Genomic DNA, 21,304 nt, shown 5'->3' on the forward strand with positions numbered 1-21,304 from the left:
ACGTTATCCTACTTTTGGAAAGTGATCGGCACACGCATCCGGAACTGGACGGGTTTGCCTTTGCGTTTCCCCGGCTCAAATTTCCATTGTTTAACTGCCTTCAGCGCCGGATTATTGAAGGCCGGATGGGTCGACTTCTGAACCTTCAGGTCTTTGGTCCGACCGTTTTTATCGACCAGAAATAAAACATAAACGGTACCCTGCATGCCTTTACGGGCAAGTTCCGGAGGATAAACCGGTGCCGGCTGATAAACCACCCGCGGTTTCTGGTCGAGATCGGAAAGCGAGAAAATCGCATCCACTTCATTCCCGTTTCCGGCCACGGCCCCGATATCCACCGAAAAGTCACCGCCGCCGAACCCGCCGTCGCCGGGATTCAGAGCCAGCTCAAGCTGCGAAAGATCCAGCGGAGCGGCATCGACCGCCGGCGGAGGCGGTTCTTCGGGTTCCGGCTCCGGCGGAGGTTCCTCCTCCATCGGCGGAGGAGGCGGAGGCGGCACATTCGCCACATCGACCGTCCGGATGGTCAGATCTTTCTCCGGCGGCTGCGTGATCACCTGCAGGATGGGCAGCAGCATGAAAAAGGCAAAGGTCAACCCGGCACCCATTCCGATATTGATCGCCTGCTGCAGCAACGGTTTTAAACATTTAGTGATCGTTTCCACGTCGGCCTATCCCTGGTTCCTGAGTGTGGAAATACTCACTTTGACGGCACCGGCCAGCTTGGCCTCATCGATCACCCGCACCAGCAGACCCGACATCACGTTCTGATCCGCCTGAATGATAACCGGGACCTCTTCCTTCTGCATCATCCGCTTCACCAGCGGACGGATACCGGAAATACCGATTTCATTGCCGCCGTATACCACCTCCCCGTTCTGGGTGATGGCAATCATGATACTGGTCTTCTCCAGCTGAACCGAGGACGCCGCCTGCGGCTTGTCCACTTCAACCCCGGTCTCTTCCACAAACGTGGTGGTCACAATGAAAAAGATCAGAAGAATGAATACACAGTCAATCAGTGGCGAGATATCCACCGCCACTTCCGAATTGTCTTCGCTGCTGCTGTTAAAACGTCCCATTTGACATACTCCGTAATTCGTATTGCGTAAGGGTTACGCGGCATCCTTTTTCAGGGTCTCTTTATAAATCCGCTGTGAACATACCGTCTGCAGATGTGCGAGAAAGGCCTTGTACTGGGCATGTTCGCGGGCCAGCTTGTACTGGAAAATCAGACCGGGCAGTGCAATCAGCAGACCGGTTTCCGTCGTAATCAGCGCTTCTGAAATTCCGCCGGCCACCATGCCCATGGTTTTATCACCGCCCGAACCGCCGGCCAGTGCCGCAAAGGTGGACAGCATCCCGGTCACCGTACCGAGCAGCCCCATCAGCGGTGCAATGCTGACACAGGTCTGCATCACGTTCAGATCGCGGTTAACCGGTGCAATCTCGGTCTGGTTCAGCTCATCAAAGAAAATGCCGATTTCCTCCAGATCCCGCGCACCCATAACAAACCGGATCATTTTCCCGACCGGACCGCGCCCCTTTTCGGGGTCCCTGACCCAGCGTTTCATTTTCTTTTCCGAGACATACAGATAGCCCTTCGCCCGGACGCGGGAAAAGATGCTGAAGCCCATGTAGAAGATAATGAAGGCATCGGCCGCGAGAGCATACATGGCCCAGCCGCCCGATCCCCAGATCGCCAGCGTCTGTTTCCAGAATTCCTGTAAACTTAAATCCATCGATTCTATTCCGGTAAACCCGTCAGGCTGCGGAGACCTCTTCGGCCGGTTCAACGGCTCGAACCGAGCGGTTGATAAAGAGAATGGCCACCTGTTCCATCTGATCCGTGATCTTTTTGGCCATGCGCGAAAGGAAGGCATACATCACCAAAGCACTGATCGCCACGACCAGACCCATTTCAGTGGTTACCAGTGCTTCGGAAATCCCGCCGGAAAGCGTCTTTACATCCCCCGACCCGAACACCGTGATCATTTTGAACGTGTTGATAATACCCGTAACCGTACCGAGCAGTCCCATCAGCGGCGCAGTGGAAGCGCACACCGCGAGAACCGGTGTAAATTTGTTCACACTCATACGCGTCGTCAGCATCGTTTCATACATCACCTCTTCAACGAGCTCTTTCGGTTCGTTGATGTGTTCAATACCGGAGGTCAGCATGGCGGCCGTCGGCCCTCTGAGTTTTTCAATCTCGGCAGCGGCCATTTTATGATCATTCATCAGAATCGCTTTCAGCACCGGCATCGCCTTCGATTCTGACACTTTCGGAACCAGCAGCAGCTGGATAAGCTTGAAGATCGAAATCACAACACAGAGCATAAACATGCCGACGATGACATACCCCACTTTTCCGCCCTTCACCAGATGCTCTTTGAAGGTCTCCCGGGTTTCCTCAATTTTACGGGCATTGCCCAGACTGGGATCGAACGGGAACAATCCTTTCTTTTCCGCCACCGTGCCCTTCACCATTTCCGTATTCAGCGGATCGGCAAACGGCAGAACGGTCGGTTCCAGCGAACCGAGACGCTGTTCAGCAATACCCGCCAGCGAACCGTCTTCCGCCGCAAACAGAGCCACCGGCCCGATCAGCAGAAAATCGCCATGCTTTACCAGACCGTCTTCACCTGCCGCTGTTCCGGAAAATGCGCATCCGCCGACAATATCCTGCAATCGTTTAATGGAGGTCTCGACCAGCTCCGTCTGTTTAACAAAAATCTCCTGATCGGAAAGATTGCTGTTTTCCGGGGCCAACGTTGCGGCTTTCACCGTATCTTCATACAGATCCAGCTCGGCAATGTGCAGACGGGTTTCAAAATTCCGGGTGTATTCAATCAGCAGGTTCGAAATATAGTTTTTCTCACCCTTACGGCTTTTAATGTCGGAACGCAGGTTGTTCAGATCAAGGTTGCGGCTGTCGAGCTGACGCATGATTTTCTGATGTTCAAGGCGTACCTCCATCACCTCATCTTCAAGTGCATTGAGCCCCTTCACCATCGGCAGTTTTTCCCTGGCGATCGCTTTCCGCACATTGGAAAGCTCCTGAAGACTGGCCTCCAGCTTTTCCTGCATCGTGACGGCATCCTGAGCGAACGCCCCCAGCGCGGTGAACAGCAGCAGCGCAACAGCAGAAAACAAACGGTTCCGGCAAGGCATGCAGTTAAATCCTGTTTTTTTCATCATATAATCCTTAATCGACGCTTACGGGCAGCGGCATAAAAGCCGCGACCTTTTCGTTTTTCAAAATGGAGATGGAGTCGGCAACGGTCCGGGCGATGGAATTATCCTGCTCCCATTTCCAGCCTTCGGAAGTCGGGGTTCCGATGAAGGCGACATCACCGTTGTTGTTGCAGGAATAGCCGACCGCATAGCCGACGTACATCGTCTGCACCTCAGCGGTCGAACCATCGGCCAGTTTTTTCACCTCGCTCACCACCGTAATTTCACCTGCCCCTTATTGAGCTCATTGATGATTCCGATGACGTTCTGATAACGCTCCGACAGCGAGAGATCGGTTTCTTCTGTTTTCGGAATCCGCTGACTCAGCGATTTAATCCGCTCCCGAACCGGATCCGGAAGCATCGGCAGCAGGTTCAGCACCTCACGCTCCAGTGTGAAGATTCGGTTAACGAGCGTGGCCGATGCATTTTTCAGCTCATTCTTCTCTTTAATCAAATCCTCACGTTTTTTATCGGCATCAGTAATCAGCGACTGTGTCTCATGAATTTTGGTATTCAGGGTATCGCGCTCGTTACGGATGAGATCAATTCGATCACCCAGAATTTCACGTTCCAGCTCCCATTTCTGCTTCTCTTCCGAAATCAGCTTGCGGGTTTCAACCCACTTCGAGAGCGCCTCTTTCGTTTCATCCAGTTCCCGGGCCTGCGCCCCGAAGGCCGCGCCTGAAACAGCTAAAATTATCAACAGTTGTTTTTTCATGTTTACCTCGAGCTAGAGTTCTATTGTCAGAATGTTTTTGAACAGTGAGTGAATTGTTAGCAGGTCGTTACCAGGTGGCGCTCACACCCACGCTGTATTCGATGCCTTTTTTATAGGAGGTGTGTACCGCCTCTTCACCGGCATATTCGGAGCGGTAGACGGACTGAATTTCCGGATCGAGCAGATTTTTCGCTTTAAAACCGATACTGAAATGATTGCCCAGTTCCTGTGAAACAGAAAAATTAAGCACACCGTAACCCTTTTCATAAATATTCGGAATATAGCGGTTGGAATCCTGTGTGCCCGCCGCCTTCAGGGCATCGCCCTTGAAAATATAAAACAGACCGAGCTCTGTTCCGAACTGCGGAACCGTATACGTAGCATTGATATTATACAGGTATTCAGGAGTGCCCATCATATCACGCTTTCCATCATCATATTCCGCGTCAACAATTTCCGGAAGCCCCGCCAGCGCATCCAGTTCCGCCCCCGATGCATCCAGTTCGGACTGGATCAGTGTAAAGTTTGCCCCCAGATCCAGCCCCTCCAGCGGTTCCCACCATTCACCTAATGACTGGCGCACCTCAAATTCATAGCCGTTAATGGTCCCTTCCGAATAATTGTCCGGCGTGGTCGCCAGCGTAGCGGCACCCAGAATCTGCTGACGGTAATCAATGACATCCCTCAGCTCTTTATAAAACCAGGAAACAGATACCAGTCCTCCGGTATAGGGATTGTAATCAAACCGTAAATCGTAGTTCCGGATCGAGCTCATCTCCAGATCCGGATTTCCGATAAACGGATCATCGCCCAGCGTATCCACCTGTTCAATAGGCACCAGTTCCTTGAAGGTCATCCGTGCAATGGTCTCTGTATACGATCCTCTCAAGGAAAATTTCTTATGCGGAGAAAATTCAAAACCGACCGAAGGCAGCACATCGTTCTGATTAATGGACGCATTCGCCAGTGCTTCATTCCCTGCAAAATCAAGCGGACCGTAATTGTTGGCCGGAATATAAAGCTGCGCGTTCGGATCAACATCCCGCATGACCGTACTTAAATCGGTTTTCTCAAAACGGACTCCCCCGGTAATTTTAAAAAATGAAGCAAGCGGCAGATCGCCCATCAGATAGAATGCGGTAATGTCCTGCGTTCCGTCATAATTTACGTCAAACGGATAATCATTCATTTCAATCTGTTCATCACTCAGGTAGGAACTCCAGAGCTCCTCCCAGGGCATGGAAGATTGCACCTGCTGAGAATTCAACTGCTGCGTGGTGTAGAAACTGTTCTGATCAAAAGAACGTTCCACCGAGTCGTCAAAGCCGCCCAGTTTGATAAATCCCTCTTCATCGTTCCACGCCTCAAACGGAAGATTGAGATTGCCGAAATACTGAAAACTGTCTTCTTCAACATTACGCCAGGTACGAATAAGACGGGCGCGGCCGCCATCATCATTATACATACGATGAATCCCGTCTCCATCGTCATCTCTACGCCAATAGGTTTCCAGCGAACGCCGGTCCGGGGTATCCATCGTTGATCCGCTCCAAGCAACGGTCCAGTCAATCTCCGGTTCATTGAACGTAAAAACGGAACCGATCCGCAATCCTCCAAACGGAATGGTGTGATCTCCGCGCAGCTGCAGGCTGTTGGCGGTTCGTTCTGTATAGTCGAGTTCCTCTTTACGGTTAAACGGAGCAAAACTGGAAAAATCCTGATTCCCTCCGAAAACCGGAGAATCGGAATCCGCCCCGCCCGGCGACGTAACATCATCCGGATCATACCCTGGAAAAAAGTAATATTTTCCCCGCGTGTCTTCCGACAGGCGGGCGGTGCTCTCACCGGTAAAGGTATAGGAATAAAGGAGATTAACCGCATGATTTTCCGTTTCAGCACCGAATCCTGCCAGCGTTCCCCACTGCAGTTCTTCACTGCCCTGCTGGAAATCATACAGCGAGGTGTCCAGTTCTGAACCGGGATTAAGATAGGAATTTCCCCCGAAGTTGAAATACGGATTATCTCCGCTGTATTTCGGTGTCAGTGTATCCTGCAGCCCGCCGTCATTCTCCAGCCAGTATTTATCATTCCGCCCTTCGCTGTAGGAGGCATCCCGCTTATAAAAAAGCGATCCGATAAATCCGACTTTCAGATCGGAACCGACCTCAAACTTGTCTCCGGCCGTTAACGACCAGTCATACATAGGCTGGCTGTCCCCGCGTTCAACCCCCACAACCCCGGACCATGTCGAATTAATATCCTGTGGCTGAATATCATCCGCAATATGTCCCCACGTGCCCATATCGACGGCGTCATCCAGCAGAAAACCGCTGCCGGCATCTGCAACACCGGTTTTATATTTTGTACCGATTTTAAACTGCAGCACCCGTTCATCCGGAATGCCTTTGAGCATAATGTTTACCGCACCGCCGGAAGCATCGCCCTGCTGATCCGGCGTAAAGGTCTTGGAAACCTGAACGCTTTCAATCATGGCCGAAGGAAACTGGTCCAGCTGTACAGCACGCTTATCCGGATCCGCACTGGGCAGCCGCACGTTATTCATAAGAGACGCCACATAGCGATCCGGCAATCCGCGGACCACTGCATACTTTCCATCCTGGATCGTTGTGCCCGGAACCAGCGTAAGCGCCTGGGCCGCATCGGATGCTCCCGCCTTGCTCATCAGATCGGCACCGACGGAGTCCATCATCGCCACGCTTTCCATTCGCAGATTCAGCAGGCCGATTTCTGAAGCACCGCCCAGACTGATCTCCTTTACGACAAGCTCATCCATTTCTTCATATTCGCCCGCCAGCGACGCATCCATCTCCGCCAGTTTTCCCGGAGATACGATCACCTGCGGCTGCGTGAAACGGGTATAGCCGTCTTTGCTGAACATCAGCGTATAGGCCCCGGGCTCAACCTGCTCAAGGAAGTAGCTTCCCGCATCACCGGTCACCGCCTCCTGACCGGTTTCCGAAATCACTACTTTAACTCCCGGAAGCGGCACTTCAAAATCGGCATCCATCACCATGCCGCGAATACCGCCCTGCTGAGCGGATGCTCCGCAGATACAGAGACTCAGAACAAATAAAAGTCGTAAACAGTTTTTCAATTCACACCATCCAGAATCGTACACATTCAATCACAACAAAGCGGGTACGTACCGTTACCAGGGAGTTCCCAGACCATTTCGCATTTCCTTCAGCCGCTCCCATAACTGATCGGTCGGTTCAATATGGTTCAGTGCCAGTGAACAGCAGATCCGGTTTAAATCCTCCGCCTGCGGTCTGGAATTCGGATTCAGCGTTCCCTCGGAAATCGCGTCGAGATATAATTCAAGAGCCTTTTCAGTTCTGCCCAGTTTCGCATATACTTCAGCAACGGCACACAGGCGCGCAGCGCGTTCCATATTCACGATCCGCCCGCGGTTTTCCCGGTAATATGCCAGCAGCAGATCCACCTCTTCCGACACCTTCTCCTCCTGCCCGACCTGTATCATCAGCTGCAGAACCCGGGCAGCTTCAGTTACATAATAACGCGGTCCGGACTTCAGGCTTTCAATCATCAATTCAAGTTCCGCAAGAACGGACGCAACGGCATCGATATCGTTATGCTTCACAGCAATCCCGGCAAATTCCATATACAGATCAATTTTCATGAATACCGGAACTCGGGTAAGAGCCGGCTTTATTTCCTCATTCAGAATCCGGTTCAGATTCAACGCGTCATAATGCAGATCCACGGCATGCACCAGCGCATGAAAACCGAAGTACGCAATTTCAAAATTCTGATGTGTCGTTAACGGTTTAAGCCGCTGAATCGCGTCCTCCGTATCCACGGCATCCGTCACGATGGCTTCTGCGTTGAGACTGGCCGCATTCACCTCGCCGTACCGGAGATCAAGTGCCATGGATTCCGTGGATTCCCGGTTCATCCGCAGTACCTCTTCGGTACGCGTCAGCACCGCCTGATAACGGTGATCAACCAGCGTATCAATCAAAGGATTATCTGTGCTGAGCGCAACACTTCCGGAACGGATTTTTTCCGACATTTCCAGTGCGGGAAAAACCTTAGCCAGAAAGCTCTCCGCCTCTTTCTTCATACCCCGTTCCGCATAATATGCCGCAATATCCGCATAGCCCATCCAGCGCTGCCAGTTCTGAATATCGACCACAAACCGTTCAGCCATTTCGGGGCTGTTCAGCTTCAGACAGGCCTGAGCTGTTTTCAGCTGTGCCCGCGACCGGTTTTTTATATGCGGATGCAACGGCATGGCAGAAACACCGGAATAAGCCAGCTCCAGCAGCTGTTCCTGAAAAGGCGCCATGGAACCCGCTTCGGCTGAAGCCACCGATTCCGGAGCCGTAAACATCCCGATCATCATCCCCGTAGAAAGCGCTAAACCTGTTACTAACCGCATCATATTGCCTACCTAACAAATCAGTTTAAAAAAGGCTGGTGGCAGAGGAATCTGCCACCAGCGTATTCAGATCATTTTCCGCAATGCCTACTTCACAACACGGAAGAACTTAGTCGGGTCTGCAGCAGCATCCGCCCAGGCCATTTCCTCACCGGTTCCGATCAGCGTCGCTTCAACGGAAACCGAAGAGAAGCCGGCATCTGCCGAACTCTGAACGAAGTATTCAACCCCTTCGTCGGTATCGAAGGTCAGAGCCACACCGCCCTGAACCAGGTCGTTGATCATCACGCCTTCACCATGGCTGGTGCTGTCAATGAATCCGAACTGATCCGCAGCGGACCAGCCCAGCAGCCAGTTATGATCCGGGCTGAAGCCGCCGGCATACGTTGCTTCCGTAAAGAATCCATCCGCAGTAACCGAAGCCCCCATATCGACTGCATCGTTCGCAGCACACGGATCAAGGCTCAGAACCGGACTGATGGTCTTACCTTCTGTGCTGGTGAACGCCGCAGTATCACGGGTGATTGATGCGATCGGCATGGCCGCCGGCTCAACAATGTTGTTCAGAGCGGCATTGGTCTGACCGAGCAGGTTGAACCAGGTGTAGTTATTGTTGTTATAGAATACACAGTTTTCAAATCCGGCCAGCGTACCTTCACGCTGTGCCGTATAGATCGTCCACGGTGCAATCCCGATGCTGTTGGAAGGCAGGTTCGTATACGATTCTGAGAACACTTCCTCAAAGGTCAGAGTGCCGTTGTAACCATAGCCCTGAGCTCCGTCGCCGTCATCACCATCCGCACGAACAACATGCTCGGAAACATCCATAAAGATGCAGTTGCGGTACTGAATACGGGCCCCATCGCGCCAGGCGGTTCCGCCGTCACCGTCTTCACCGTTGCCGTTACCCTGCCCGATGGCTGTAAAGTTGGCAATAACACCTGTCGTTACCGGCTGAGCATCGGAATCCTCTGCACCATCGTGTTCAAAAATGTTGTCTCCGAGCCCCGAACCCTGTTTGTAATCTCCGGAATACCCCTGAACAATCAGGCCAAACTGAGCTTTACCGCGCCATCCCTGGTCAATGTCAAAGCTGTCGTCACCGACATTCCAGATATTCACGTGCTTCAGGTTTACTTTACCGCCCCAGATTTCGATGCCGTCATCCACGTTGTTCATGACTTCCACATATTCGATATCCGTGGCTGCGCCGACACCACCGAGCGACAGACCGTTCAGCTCAACATCCGGCTGCGAGGTCTGCTGACCGCCGTAACGGATCGACAGATATTTAATGGAACCGCTGTCATCATAATCATCGTTACCGCCGTAATACGGACGGGTATCACCGACATAGGCAGCACTCAGGCCTTCCATGATTTTATCGCTGTTGCCGTCCGGCTCTTTTGAGTTCAGCACACCGTCTGAACCGGTAATTGCAGAGCCTTTATAATGCGAAGCTGAAATCATGCCGTTACCGCAGATTGCAATCGAACCCCACTGATTGCACTGGGGCTGCCATGTCGTAAAGTTATCGTTTGTCGAAGTAAAGATCACCGGATTATATTTTGTTCCTTCAACAAACAGCTGAGCCCCGCGGGTGACCCCTAGGCTTCCGTCTCCCGAGTTTTTAAACACAACTCCGGCTTCCAGCGTCAGTGCAGCCCCCGGCATAACGTATACAACGTTGGTCAGACTGTAATAATCTCCGTCCGGCAGTGCCGGCAGATTAGTGGACGTGACAATGTCCTGGTCAATATAGGTGACCGCTGCGCCGGCTATACCCGTTGCAGCCACAGCCGCTGCAATAATAAACTGCTTTTTCATTATTTCTCCTTTAATGAACATTTGATTTAATTCGATGCGGTCACCCGCGATAAATAAAATGGTGCTAAAGGGGAGAACCGGAGGCCGTTCCTTTTCCACCTTCCGTATTCGACAATCCAGTTGAAGCGTTAAAGTGAAAGGGGTTCATTAATTTAATTAAAACCGTTCCAACTGAATTGCCCCCTTCAACGCCGATGATTTGGCCCTTCCTATGTTTGGAAAACATTAGGATATGTTATGGATGCTGTTGGCGCTTTATGGCCAGTCCGCTAGAATAGAGTTAGATTTCTGTTTGCACCCTTTAAAACATGCGGTTTTTCAATTCCCGGAAAACAAACCCGCATCCCTGCTTGTTTGACTGTAGTAGAATAAAAAACGCCCCGGCACATTTACTCCGGAACGTCTCATTAACAATCTGTCGAATGAACTTACCGCGTAACCACCGGGACCGGCTCGACCGGAGCAGCCAGCACAACATCGGTATCTGCATTTCTATTTCATCTTGAACCCGACCGCCTGCACAGGCATTTTCAACAACGGTGTAACCTGCAGGATTGCAATGAACAAATGGATCTCCAGAAATTTTCAAACGGTTGCGTTAATACTCATAATCTGCGGAATGCCGGTCACCCGGGGACTCGCAGCAGAAGCGGCCTATAACATACTGAAAACCGCAGATCATGATCCTACCCTTTTCACACAGGGGTTCATGGTTGATGGCGACGAGCTGATTGAAAGTTCGGGCCTTTATGGGCAATCCCGAATTCTGCGCTACAGAATTGCCACGGGAAAAGTGATCCATAGCCGGGACCTGCCCGCTTCTGTTTTTGCCGAAGGCCTCCACCTGCTGAACGATTCCGTTTATCTGCTGACCTGGCGGGAAGGCTGCGCCTATCGACTGGATGCAGCTGACTTCAGCATTCAGCAGCGCTTTGTGCTCGAAACCGAAGGCTGGGGACTGACGCACGACGGCACGCACTTTATTCAGAGCGATGGTTCCAACGTGCTGTATTTTCGCAACAGTTCAACCTTTAAGGTGGAAAAACAACAGCCGGTTTACAACGGAATGCGGCGGCAGAGTAATCTTAACGAACTGGAGTATGCCCGGGGACTGATCTGGGCGAATGTGTACATGACCCCCACCATTGTCGCCATTTCGCCGAACAATGGACGCGTGGTCTTTTCACTGGACCTGTCCGACCTCACCGCCCGGCACAACGATGGAGACATCGGCCACGTTCTCAACGGCATTGCATACGATCCGCAGCGTGACGCCTTCTGGATAACCGGAAAATGCTGGAACAAACGCTACCTGATCCAAATCAATTCTCCCGAAACCGCAGCACCGGAAAAATAAATGGCGGAGAAAACCAGTCCGGCAGACATTTCAACTTTCGGAACTATCCAACGTATAGATCTAAAGGTTTCAGTCCTTCGGAAGATGGAAACCCCATCGCTCCACCAAAACCGATAAATCTATTTACAAAACCACCGAATTTCTTTAAAGTGAGTGAAAACTAAGACAGTGTTGTATAAACGAGATAGACTGATTATAGTGAAGGTCTATGATAGCTCGCGTATTTTCATACCGGCACGAATCTCAATTGGACTCTATAAGAATGAAAAAAATATTTGCAATCACATGTGCGCTCTCCGTTATAGGAAGTATGGCCTCCTATGCAGACGTCACCCTTTTCGATGATGACTTTTCCTCATCGACAATTGCAAATGACGGGCGGATTTCCCGGGATGATGTCGGGGAAGGATGGCGTAAAAATACAAATTCCCTATGGACTGCGTCTGGTGGAAACCTTGCCAATGCGGGCACGACTGCCGGAGTGCCATCAGAGGGTGCCGTTGGGCAGGTGATTTCCGTGACCACAACGGATACAAGCCTGACCAAAATCCAGGTTTCTTTTGATTATGTGGTCGGTACGGGATCGACACTTTATTTCCATCTTCACGGCTATACGGAAAACGGAGCGCCTGCTGCAAACGAACCACTCGCAAATACCGGAGCGCAAAACGGCCGCATTCAAAATCAGGCGGAAAACGAATATGCCGATATCAGCCTCCTGGACGGCAGTGACCCGGAAACTGAGCCCTCTGGTTACAGCTTATTTGCGGCCGGCACATCCGGAAACTACGCGCAGACATTCGATCTGACTGAATATTCCTGGTCTGCCGATGAACTGCCCGGGATTTCAGGGAGCATCGGGAGTATTGCTGACTTTGACCTCATTCTGGCGGCTTTCGCTTCGAAAATAACGCAAACGGATGGATCGGGAGCAATCTCAGTCGATAATTTCAAAGTCACGGCCATTCCGGAACCGGCGGTCCTTGGGTTAGTTGTACTGTTCGGAAGCAGCTTCTTCTTTGTTCGGCACTTCTTCGATAAATAAACAGTACCATTCCATATACCGGCCCGTTTTAAGATAGGGCCGGTTCGATGACCCGGCCGCCCTATCGCTCGGTTTGCAGAAGGCGAACCCCTTTCATATGACTGTATGTGCGTGCGGCACCATCACTCCCGAGATTCGGAATAAAAACCAGATTTCACGCAATTCACCGAACTCCGGTTTGATGGATTATTTTCAGGTATCTGAATTTTCCCATCGGTTTAATCTACGCAGAAGTGCCGCGCTCGATGCGGCGGTGAGCATCCATCAACTCTCCCGGATTGGTCTGCGCGGCAAGGAGCGAAAGTTCCCCGCAAAGCACCTGCGCGGCGCAGAGACAGGCGAGCCGTTTCGAATTTTCACCCGGCTCACGGTTTTCGGTCAGGCCCATGCGCTGCATATTTTGCAGAACGAAATCGAGTCCCTTTCCATTGCCGACCGTGCCCATAATCAGATTCGGCAGCGTGACGGAAAAATAGAGATCTTCACCACGCACTTCACAAATCGTAAATCCCTGCGAGCCTTCCACAATATTGGCGGCATCCTGACCGGTGGCCAGATAGAACCCGAGCAGCATGTTGGCAAAATGGGCATTCGCACTACGGGAACCGCCGGCCAGCAGCGTGCCGATCAGATTTTTACGGATATTAAGCTGAACAACTTTTTCAGGCGTAGTCTTCAGGTAGCGCCGGCACAGTTTTCCCGGAATTGTCATTTCAGCCACGACATATTTGCCCCGGCCGAGAATGCCGTTGACGGCGGTGGCTTTTTTATCGGAGCAGTAATTGCCTGAAATGGAGCCGTATTTTAAATTCGGATGTTTTGCGAGAATATGATTCATCAGCGCCTCGGCCGCCTGCGTGCACATATTGTGTCCCGAGGCATCACCGGTCGTGAACTCAAAACGAATAAAAAGCAGATTAGCCGCAATCTGGGCATTGATATTGATCAGTCTGGCAAAACGACTGGTCCCGTCCACTACCTTTCCAAGGGTTGGGAAATCGGCTTTGATTTTTTCCAGAGCCAGAAACGCTGCCGTTGCATCCGGCGCTTCAAACAGAACGGAACGGGTCATCCGGTCATCAATTACAGTACATCTTATCCCCTGTTCACAGTTCATGGAAACCCGGGCTCCGCGATTGACCGATGGCCACAGCGGCGTTTCATAGGTCGCCAACGGCACCTCGAATTCACCTTCAATAACCGGTCCGGACACGTTTAAAGGCCCAACAAACTGCATGGGGATCTTTGCGTATTGACTCATCTCTGCTCCTTATAAAAAAAGAGTAAGCGGGATTGATCCGGCTTGTCAAATATCGAGCCGCACCACTTGCTCTCCTCCTCCGGAAAGGAACTTTGCTAAATATTTACCAAACAGCGGAATAACAGTATTCTAACATTTTAAAGATTGTTAGCGTTCAGTAAATGCGGAACATTGACGTCATGGAAAAGATCAAAATTCTGGTTGTTGAGGACGAAGCACCGATTCAGGAACTTTTACAGTTCAACCTGGAGCGCAGTAAATATCGTGTAAAGGTGGTGGACTCCGGAGAAGAAGGCTTAACTACCGCCCAGCAGTTTAAACCCGACCTGATCCTGCTGGATATTATGCTACCGGGGACCGACGGTCTTGAAGTCTGCAAAAAACTCAAGGCCGATCCCAAAACGGAACGCATCCCGATTATTATGCTGACCGCCCTCTGCGAAGAGGCGGATGTCGTGACCGGCCTTGAACTGGGGGCCGACGATTATATCACCAAGCCGTTCAGCCCGCGCGTCCTTCTGGCCCGCGTGAAAGCCGCATTGCGCCGGATCTCTGCCCGGAAACCGGTCTCCAATGAGGAGCTGATAAACGTGCATAACATCACGGTGGATATCGGCCGCCACAAGGTCGAAGTTGAGGGGCAGGATGTGGCCCTCACCTTTACCGAATTCAAAGTGCTGCAGCTGCTGGCGCAGCAGCCGGGCCGTGTATTCACCCGCTACCAGATTGTCGACGCGGTGCACGGCGAAGATTATCCGGTCACAGACCGTTCGGTGGATGTCCAGATTGTGGGTCTTCGCAAAAAACTGGGCGTGGCGGGAAAATATATCGAAACGGTCCGCGGCATCGGCTACCGCTTCAAAGAAGAAGAATAGGCCGGAAATACGGCAATGAAAAAAAAACATCTTTTCTGGCTCCTGCTTCCCTCATACTGGATATTGATCGCAGGTGCCATTCTGGTGGTGGCGCTGTATGCTTTCCACTCCATGCAGAATCTTTATTTCCAGGCCTTGGAAAAGGATATTTCCACCCGGGCCACTCTGCTTTCCGAACAGATTAAGGATATTGATCTACAGGATGATGCTCCCCGGATTGATGCCCTCTGCAAAACGGTCGGTGCATCTTCCGGGACCCGTTTCACAATTGTGATGCCCGATGGAAAGGTCATTGGTGATTCCGACAAAAAGCTCCATGAAATAGAATCGCACGATGACCGGCCGGAAATCCGCATGGCTCTGGCCGGTACGGTCGGAAAGGATATCCGGTTCAGCCGTACGGTCCGGCAGGACATGATGTATATTGCCGTTCCGTTACGGAATCAGAACCATGAAACACGCTGCGCCGTACGCGCAGCGCTCCCGATGACCGATATCGAAAACGAACTGGATGCCATGACGGTTCGTGTTCTCGTATTTTCTGTTCTGGCCGGCATTCTGGCCATGGTGGTCTGTGTAGTTATGGTCCGTCGTATCACCTACCCTCTTCGGGGTATGGGGCAGACCGCCCGGCGCTTTGCCGACGGTGATTTCACGCAGCGTGTCCCCCGCCAGAAGGCGCTTGAACTCGATGAACTGGCGGAATCGTTCAACACCATGTCGGAACAGCTGGACAAAACACTCACCACGCTTAATGAACAGCGCAACGAACAGAATGCCGTATTATCCTCTATGGATGAAGGCGTTCTGGCCATTGATAAAAAAGAGCGCATCATTCATATGAACCGCGTTGCCGGCGAAATTCTGGGGGTGGATCATTGCAAGGTGAAACGCGAAATTGTCCAGCAGGTAATCCGCTATGCCAACCTTCAGGAATTTATTAAAGCCCTGCTGGGCTCCCAGCGTGCAATCAGCCGCGATATGACCCTGATCGGCGACGTCGAAAAACAGATTCAGGTCCGCGGAACCGTGCTCTGGGATGCCGAGAACGAAGCCATCGGGGCATTGGTTGTGCTGCGCGATGTCACCCAGTTGCGCCACCTCGAAACGGTACGCTCGGATTTCGTGGCTAACGTATCGCACGAACTTAAAACCCCGATCACCTCAATTAAGGGTTTTGTGGAAACCCTGCTTTCCGATGACTGGAACCATGAACCCGATATTCTCCGTTTCCTCGAAATTATCAGCCAGCAGGCCGGGCGTATGAATAATATTATCGATGATCTGCTCACACTCTCCCGCCTCGAACAGAAAGAGGGACACGTGATGACGGAGCCGGCAAAGCTTCAGGGCGTCATTGAAACCGCAATCTATCTCTGCCAGCTGCAGGCCGGAAAAAAACAGATCCAAATCGACTGTATCTGCCCGGAGGATCTCGAACTCGAAATCAACGCTCCGCTACTGGAGCAGGCACTGGTGAACCTGATCATCAATGCTGTGAAATATTCAGAAGAAAATAAAAAAGTCCTTGTGCTGGCTGAAAAAAAGGAAAGCGTTATCAGCATTTATGTTAAAGACGAAGGTTTCGGGATTGATCGCAAGCACCTCGAACGTCTCTTTGAGCGCTTTTATCGCGTCGATACCGCCCGCAGCCGCAAACTGGGCGGAACCGGGCTGGGTCTTTCCATCGTGAAACATATTGTGCAGGCACACAACGGCACCATTCGGGTCGAAAGTAAACTCGGTTCCGGCAGCACTTTCACCATTGATCTTCCGATTCCTAAACAGCACTGAAAACGTCTGCTTTTCCCGTCCCAAATCGCCCGTATTATTTATTAGCATTTCATAAGTCATGTGATAGGTTCTCCGCGCAATTTTTATTCGAACTGTACAGGGGTGTTGTAAATGAATATCGATTTCATCTTGAAGATCGTCTTTCCAGTGATCGGGGGCTGGGAATTTTCCTGCTGGGCATGAAACACATGTCGGAAGGGCTTCAGGCCGTCTCCGGCGACCGGCTGCGTAAAATGATCAGCGCAGTCACCAACAACCGCATCATGGGCGTCGCCACCGGTATTCTGGTCACCTGTCTGGTTCAGTCCAGTTCGGTAACAACCGTTATGGTTGTCGGGTTTGTAAACTCCGCCATCATGAATTTAATGCAGGCCATCGGCGTGATTCTCGGCGCCAACATCGGCACCACCATCACCGGCTGGATTCTTGTGCTTAAAATCGGTAAATACGGGCTGCCCATTCTCGGTATTGCGGCCTTTTTCTTCCTCTTTTCAAAGAATCAGCGCGTGCGGTATATCGGCATGACCCTGATGGGCATCGGCATGGTCTTTTTCGGTCTGGAGCTGATGAAAAACGGCTTTAAACCGATTAAATCGCTACCGGAATTCCAAGCCTGGTTCCACGCCTTCCAGGCAACGAGCTACATCGGCATCATTAAATGCGCGATGGTCGGTATGATTCTGACCATGATTGTACAGTCCTCTTCGGCCACACTGGGCATCACCATCGGACTAGCCGCAACCGGAGTCATTGAATTCCGCACAGCCGCCGCGCTGGTGATGGGCGAAAACATCGGCACCACCGTAACCGCCCTGCTGGCCTCGATCGGAACCACCACAAACGCCAAACGCGCCGCCTATGCCCACTTTTTCTTTAATGTAATCGGTACCGCCTGGTTTATTGCCCTTTTCCCGTTTGCAATTGGCGGTCTTGCCCATCTGATTGCCCTCAAAACCGGATTCGACCCCGCCACAGCCAGCCTCCAGGAAATTGCCACGGCACTCTTTCCTGACGGGGACATTGCAGCCATCATCGCCGATGCCAACCTGTCTGACCCCGTAACGGCCGCCGGGAAAAAGGTTGCCGGGCGTTTCGATCAGGTGATCACGGCCGGTATCGCCCTCACACATACAACTTTTAACGTGGCTAATGTCCTGATCTTCCTGCCGTTCATCGGTTTCCTGGCTAAATTTGTCACTAAACTGGCTCCGGAAAAAGAAACGAAAGAAGCTGCTCACCTCACCTACCTCGACGTCCGCATGCTCGATACCCCTTCACTTGGTATTGTTCAGTCGCAGGGCCAGCTCAACTTCATGGCTGACAGCGTTGAAGGCATGATGATCAAACTGCGCACCTGCCTTGATTCCGGAATAACCGATGAACTCGAACGTAAAATTTTCGAGCGGGAGGAAATTCTCGATAATGTCCAAAAGGAAATCTTTCTGTTTCTAAGCAATATGGTCTCCGGACAGGTTCCGTTGGAAGTCACCAATACCGCGAATAAACAGATGCGGCTGGCCGACGAGTATGAAAGTCTTTCCGACTATTCGACCAATGTGCTTAAGGGCCTGAAAAAACTCAAAGCCGGTAATCTCAATCTCGATGGTTCCGCCAAGGAAAAGCTGCTCATTCTTCACGACCGGGTAGCCGCCTATATCATCAAAGTAGATAAATTTATGAAGGATGAGAATCCGGATGTACTCACCTGGGCGAATACAGAAGGCACCGCAATCTCAAAACTGATGAAAGAGATCCGTGCCGAACATCTTGATCGCCTTCAGAAAGAAGAGGCATCGCCCTATTTCAGTTTAGCCTATACCGATATCCTCAACTTTTATCGCCGCATGAAAGACCACGCGCTCAATATTGCTGAAGTGGTGCATAGCGAAAAATAACACAAACAGTTATCTCAGCACAGTAAGGCTCCCGGACCGGGGGCCTTTTCTGCGTTTACGACCTCCGAAACCGGCAAAGGAGACCTTTCCTGCAGCTCACAGCTCACAGCCCTCACAGCTTACAGCCTGCAAGCCCCGGAACCCTGATCGGAGCATACTTTTCCCGGCATAACAGCCGCATAACCGATTGTTAATACTGCTAATAAAACAAAATTCAAATATTAACGCCTAACACAGTGCTCACACTACGCTAACACGGACCGCTAATCATATACTCACATTGATCGGCAAACGGGCGGCTGAACTAACCGATCTCAAACATTAGGATCAGAAATCAGAAATTAAACCCGCACAATGGCGGTTTATCCTGCAAGCAGGGTCCGGGAAAAAGGCCCCAACATAAATAAAACAGAGGATGTATGTATGAAAAAAGAGCTTATATGCAGAGTCGCAGTAGTCATGACACTGATCACCCTGACTGCGGCAGCCGAAGAACCTTCCGTCTACGATAAAATCTGGGGTGTGACGAACTATGAAAACAAAGAGGCACCCGTGTTGCAGAAGCTCGCCTTTGTCGGCCGCCTGCAAGGCGATGCCTATTCATTCGGAGAGGACAGTAAACACAATGAGGATTTCACATGGAGACGGCTTCGTCTCGGTTTCAAAGCCGAATTCTTTCAGGACTGGCTGATTCATATTGAAGGCGATTTCGACCTGAATGAAATCGAAAACTGGGATGCGTTCAATAACCGCTTAACAGATTCATATATCGGCTGGAGCCCTTCTCAAAAAGTAAAACTGAAAGTGGGTAAACAGTCGGCCGGTTTCACCCTCGACGGAGCCACCTCGTCCAAAAAACTGATCGTTCCGGAACGCAGCATCGTGGCCGGAAACCTCTGGTTCGGTACGGAATACTTTACCGGAGCAACCATCTTCGGCGATGTTGATAGCGTGTACTACAAAGCCGGCGCATATTCTTCGAGCGCGGAATCCGGATTCGGGCACTTTGAAAGCGGATATTTCACCCTGCTTTCCGGCGGGATCAAATTAGGCGATCAAAGCTCGATGCGGCTGGACTATGTGTTCAATGACACCGACTACGACAGCAACTATGAATACGGCACCAGCAAACTCGAACATATCGTGGCGCTGGTTTACAAAACACAGCTGAATGAAAAACTCGGCCTCTGGGCCGACATTGCCGGCGGCATCGGAAATTCCGACGAGAATATGAGCGACCTGATCGGCATTGATATTATGCCCTTTTATAACTTTTCCGAAAGCCTGCAGCTCGTTCTGCAGTATGCCGGTGTTACCAGTCTGGAGGGTGATGCGGATGTGAATATGGCCCGCTATGCATCCCGCAATGCCAACCGGAACCAGGTGGAAACCGCCCACAATCTACTGCTCGGATTCAACTGGTACCTCTATGGACATAAACTGAAGTGGCAGAATGCCGTAGAGTATAACTACGGTGAAAATCTTAACGGCTCCGGCGAAGACTACAATGGATACGGACTCACCTCCGCCCTCCGCGTCAGCTGGTGATTTTCACGATAGATCACGCAGATCTCAGGGGCACCCGGATTACGGGTGCCCTTTTTGTCTGCGGGCTTGATTTAAACCGCCGCGTTCTGACATCCTGATTCCTTATCCGAACAACCCGTAAACAAGGTACACTGCATGTCGAAATTCCCTCTGAAGCCGCTTTTTCTGAAAACCGCCGCGTTTGTACTGCTGGCAGGATCGGGCCGTGCGCAGAACGATGATTTCCCGCTTCAAACTCTTGCCGGCACCTTCGATCCCGTGCTGATCACCGGCCGACTGCAGGCCGACGGCATCTCATATCATGAAGGCGGAAACCGTCTGGATGATCTGTTCTGGCGGCGGTTCCGAATGGGTGCAAAAACCGATTTTAAACAGGGGTTGAATGTAAAGGCGGAGCTGGATTTCAACCTCAATCAGGCCGACTCCGGTGACTGGCAGAAATTCTACCGCCGTATCACCGATGCCTATATCCGCTGGAAACCCGTCGGTTCCCTGCAGTTGACCCTGGGTAAACAGGCCGTGAATTTCACGCTGGACGGCTCCACCTCCACCACAGAACTGTTCACACCTGAACGCAGCGTTGTGGCGAACAACATCTGGTTTCCTGCCCGGTTTTTCACCGGAGTTGCCGCCGCCGGACAAACCGACCGCTTTTTTTATACCGCCGGCGGATATTCAGCCAGCGCCGAAGCGGAGTTCAGCCATTTCGATGCCGGTTATTTCGGCCTTTTCTCTCTCGGATACCAGACCGGTAAAAACGGCTCCATACGGGTGGACTACATTTATAATTCGCCGGACTACGACACCGCATATAAAACCTTTACCGGACAGCAGGACATCGGCACTGCGGATCACCGGCAGCTTCTCTCTTTTGTGGTCAAACAGATGCTTTCAGAAAAGCTGGGAATCTGGGCCGATCTGGCAGCCTCCGAAGGCATTCAGGATGCAGACTATGCGGTTGACCGGAGTGATCTGCTCGGACTCGAGATTATGCCGTTTTACAACATAACCGAATCGCTTCAGTTTGTGGTACAGTATGCCGCCGTCGCCGCCCTGGATGGAAAAGCCGATGTTGTCATGGCGACCTGGGCCTATGCCAACGCCGAACAGCAGAAAGTTGAACAGACCCACAACCTGCTCTGCGGTTTCAACTGGTTTATCTATGGCCATCGCCTCAAGTGGCAGAATGCGGTTGAATACAACTACGGCGAAAACATCGGAGGTTCGACGGATGACTATAGCGGTTACGGTATCACCTCCGCCCTCCGCATCAGCTGGTAGCCCTTTTGCTGATTGACGCCTTTCTCCGGCTCCGGTAGCCA

At 51.6% G+C, this 21,304-nt stretch carries 17 protein-coding genes; 7 read left to right on the plus strand and 10 right to left on the minus strand.

The window, feature by feature from the left end; genetic code table 11:
• Nucleotides 1-8 precede the first annotated feature (8 nt).
• From EGM51_07345 to EGM51_07385, 9 genes are all read right to left on the minus strand, one after another.
• The gene (locus EGM51_07345) at nucleotides 9-665 is read right to left on the minus strand and encodes an energy transducer TonB (GenBank protein ID QBG47219.1); all 657 of its coding nucleotides are present in this window, start codon (nucleotides 663-665) and stop codon (nucleotides 9-11) included.
• Between the two features lie 6 nt (nucleotides 666-671).
• Nucleotides 672-1,082, minus strand: coding sequence for a biopolymer transporter ExbD (locus tag EGM51_07350; protein ID QBG47220.1), 411 nt, complete (start codon nucleotides 1,080-1,082; stop codon nucleotides 672-674).
• A 33-nt stretch (nucleotides 1,083-1,115) separates the two neighbouring features.
• The gene (locus EGM51_07355) at nucleotides 1,116-1,676 is read right to left on the minus strand and encodes a MotA/TolQ/ExbB proton channel family protein (GenBank protein ID QBG49267.1); all 561 of its coding nucleotides are present in this window, start codon (nucleotides 1,674-1,676) and stop codon (nucleotides 1,116-1,118) included.
• A gap of 88 nt (nucleotides 1,677-1,764) precedes the next feature.
• Nucleotides 1,765-3,201: a MotA/TolQ/ExbB proton channel family protein gene (locus EGM51_07360; protein ID QBG47221.1), complete on the minus strand. Its 1,437-nt coding sequence runs from the start codon at nucleotides 3,199-3,201 to the stop codon at nucleotides 1,765-1,767.
• A gap of 7 nt (nucleotides 3,202-3,208) precedes the next feature.
• A complete protein-coding gene (locus EGM51_07365; GenBank protein ID QBG47222.1) occupies nucleotides 3,209-3,451 on the minus strand; it encodes a hypothetical protein in 243 nt (80 codons plus the stop codon).
• On the minus strand, nucleotides 3,448-3,957 hold the full coding sequence (locus EGM51_07370) for a DUF3450 family protein (GenBank protein QBG47223.1): 510 nt from the start codon (nucleotides 3,955-3,957) through the stop codon (nucleotides 3,448-3,450). Before EGM51_07370 ends, EGM51_07365 begins: the two co-directional genes overlap by 4 nt.
• A gap of 67 nt (nucleotides 3,958-4,024) precedes the next feature.
• Nucleotides 4,025-7,072, minus strand: a complete 3,048-nt coding sequence (locus tag EGM51_07375; protein QBG47224.1) for a hypothetical protein — start codon at nucleotides 7,070-7,072, stop codon at nucleotides 4,025-4,027.
• A gap of 54 nt (nucleotides 7,073-7,126) precedes the next feature.
• Nucleotides 7,127-8,383 (minus strand): hypothetical protein, encoded by a 1,257-nt coding sequence (locus EGM51_07380; GenBank protein QBG47225.1) that lies wholly within the window; start codon nucleotides 8,381-8,383, stop codon nucleotides 7,127-7,129.
• Between the two features lie 84 nt (nucleotides 8,384-8,467).
• Nucleotides 8,468-10,207 carry a hypothetical protein gene (locus EGM51_07385; GenBank protein QBG47226.1) on the minus strand — a complete coding sequence of 580 codons (1,740 nt, stop codon included), beginning with the start codon at nucleotides 10,205-10,207 and terminating at the stop codon, nucleotides 8,468-8,470.
• 559 nt (nucleotides 10,208-10,766) lie between these two features.
• Between EGM51_07385 and EGM51_07390 the strand changes: the two genes are divergently transcribed.
• Nucleotides 10,767-11,564: a glutaminyl-peptide cyclotransferase gene (locus EGM51_07390; protein QBG47227.1), complete on the plus strand. Its 798-nt coding sequence runs from the start codon at nucleotides 10,767-10,769 to the stop codon at nucleotides 11,562-11,564.
• Nucleotides 11,565-11,826: 262 nt separating this feature from the next.
• Nucleotides 11,827-12,609, plus strand: coding sequence for a hypothetical protein (locus EGM51_07395; GenBank protein QBG47228.1), 783 nt, complete (start codon nucleotides 11,827-11,829; stop codon nucleotides 12,607-12,609).
• A gap of 223 nt (nucleotides 12,610-12,832) precedes the next feature.
• On the opposite strand, the gene EGM51_07400 is transcribed toward EGM51_07395, so the two are convergent.
• Nucleotides 12,833-13,870: a hydroxymethylglutaryl-CoA reductase gene (locus EGM51_07400; protein QBG47229.1), complete on the minus strand. Its 1,038-nt coding sequence runs from the start codon at nucleotides 13,868-13,870 to the stop codon at nucleotides 12,833-12,835.
• Nucleotides 13,871-14,049: 179 nt separating this feature from the next.
• Between EGM51_07400 and EGM51_07405 the strand changes: the two genes are divergently transcribed.
• From EGM51_07405 to EGM51_07425, 5 genes are all read left to right on the plus strand, one after another.
• Complete coding sequence (locus EGM51_07405) at nucleotides 14,050-14,745, plus strand: response regulator transcription factor (GenBank protein QBG47230.1); 696 nt, start codon at nucleotides 14,050-14,052, stop codon at nucleotides 14,743-14,745.
• Nucleotides 14,746-14,760: 15 nt separating this feature from the next.
• Nucleotides 14,761-16,539 carry a HAMP domain-containing protein gene (locus EGM51_07410; GenBank protein ID QBG47231.1) on the plus strand — a complete coding sequence of 593 codons (1,779 nt, stop codon included), beginning with the start codon at nucleotides 14,761-14,763 and terminating at the stop codon, nucleotides 16,537-16,539.
• The gene (locus EGM51_07415; GenBank protein QBG47232.1) at nucleotides 16,536-18,434 is read left to right on the plus strand and encodes a Na/Pi cotransporter family protein; all 1,899 of its coding nucleotides are present in this window, start codon (nucleotides 16,536-16,538) and stop codon (nucleotides 18,432-18,434) included. The genes EGM51_07410 and EGM51_07415 overlap by 4 nt, the downstream gene beginning before the upstream one ends.
• A 354-nt stretch (nucleotides 18,435-18,788) precedes the next feature.
• On the plus strand, nucleotides 18,789-19,982 hold the full coding sequence (locus EGM51_07420) for a hypothetical protein (GenBank protein QBG47233.1): 1,194 nt from the start codon (nucleotides 18,789-18,791) through the stop codon (nucleotides 19,980-19,982).
• Nucleotides 19,983-20,117: 135 nt separating this feature from the next.
• Complete coding sequence (locus EGM51_07425) at nucleotides 20,118-21,263, plus strand: hypothetical protein (protein ID QBG47234.1); 1,146 nt, start codon at nucleotides 20,118-20,120, stop codon at nucleotides 21,261-21,263.
• The last annotated feature ends 41 nt before the right edge of the window (nucleotides 21,264-21,304 follow it).

The organism is Verrucomicrobia bacterium S94 (genome assembly GCA_004299845.1).
Lineage (GTDB): Bacteria > Verrucomicrobiota > Kiritimatiellia > Kiritimatiellales > Pontiellaceae > Pontiella.

What these genes read in the sequence shown, in the direction of transcription:
- EGM51_07390 (QBG47227.1), top strand. Translation starts at nt 10,767, where the DNA reads ATGAACAAATGGATCTCCAGAAATTTTCAAACGGTTGCGTTAATACTC.
- EGM51_07350 (QBG47220.1), bottom strand. Translation starts at nt 1,082, where the DNA reads ATGGGACGTTTTAACAGCAGCAGCGAAGACAATTCGGAAGTGGCGGTG.
- EGM51_07400 (QBG47229.1), bottom strand. Translation starts at nt 13,870, where the DNA reads ATGAGTCAATACGCAAAGATCCCCATGCAGTTTGTTGGGCCTTTAAAC.
- EGM51_07395 (QBG47228.1), top strand. Translation starts at nt 11,827, where the DNA reads ATGAAAAAAATATTTGCAATCACATGTGCGCTCTCCGTTATAGGAAGT.
- EGM51_07370 (QBG47223.1), bottom strand. Translation starts at nt 3,957, where the DNA reads ATGAAAAAACAACTGTTGATAATTTTAGCTGTTTCAGGCGCGGCCTTC.
- EGM51_07355 (QBG49267.1), bottom strand. Translation starts at nt 1,676, where the DNA reads ATGTATGCTCTCGCGGCCGATGCCTTCATTATCTTCTACATGGGCTTC.
- EGM51_07360 (QBG47221.1), bottom strand. Translation starts at nt 3,201, where the DNA reads ATGATGAAAAAAACAGGATTTAACTGCATGCCTTGCCGGAACCGTTTG.
- EGM51_07420 (QBG47233.1), top strand. Translation starts at nt 18,789, where the DNA reads ATGGCGGTTTATCCTGCAAGCAGGGTCCGGGAAAAAGGCCCCAACATA.
- EGM51_07410 (QBG47231.1), top strand. Translation starts at nt 14,761, where the DNA reads ATGAAAAAAAAACATCTTTTCTGGCTCCTGCTTCCCTCATACTGGATA.
- EGM51_07425 (QBG47234.1), top strand. Translation starts at nt 20,118, where the DNA reads ATGTCGAAATTCCCTCTGAAGCCGCTTTTTCTGAAAACCGCCGCGTTT.
- EGM51_07380 (QBG47225.1), bottom strand. Translation starts at nt 8,383, where the DNA reads ATGATGCGGTTAGTAACAGGTTTAGCGCTTTCTACGGGGATGATGATC.
- EGM51_07385 (QBG47226.1), bottom strand. Translation starts at nt 10,207, where the DNA reads ATGAAAAAGCAGTTTATTATTGCAGCGGCTGTGGCTGCAACGGGTATA.
- EGM51_07405 (QBG47230.1), top strand. Translation starts at nt 14,050, where the DNA reads ATGGAAAAGATCAAAATTCTGGTTGTTGAGGACGAAGCACCGATTCAG.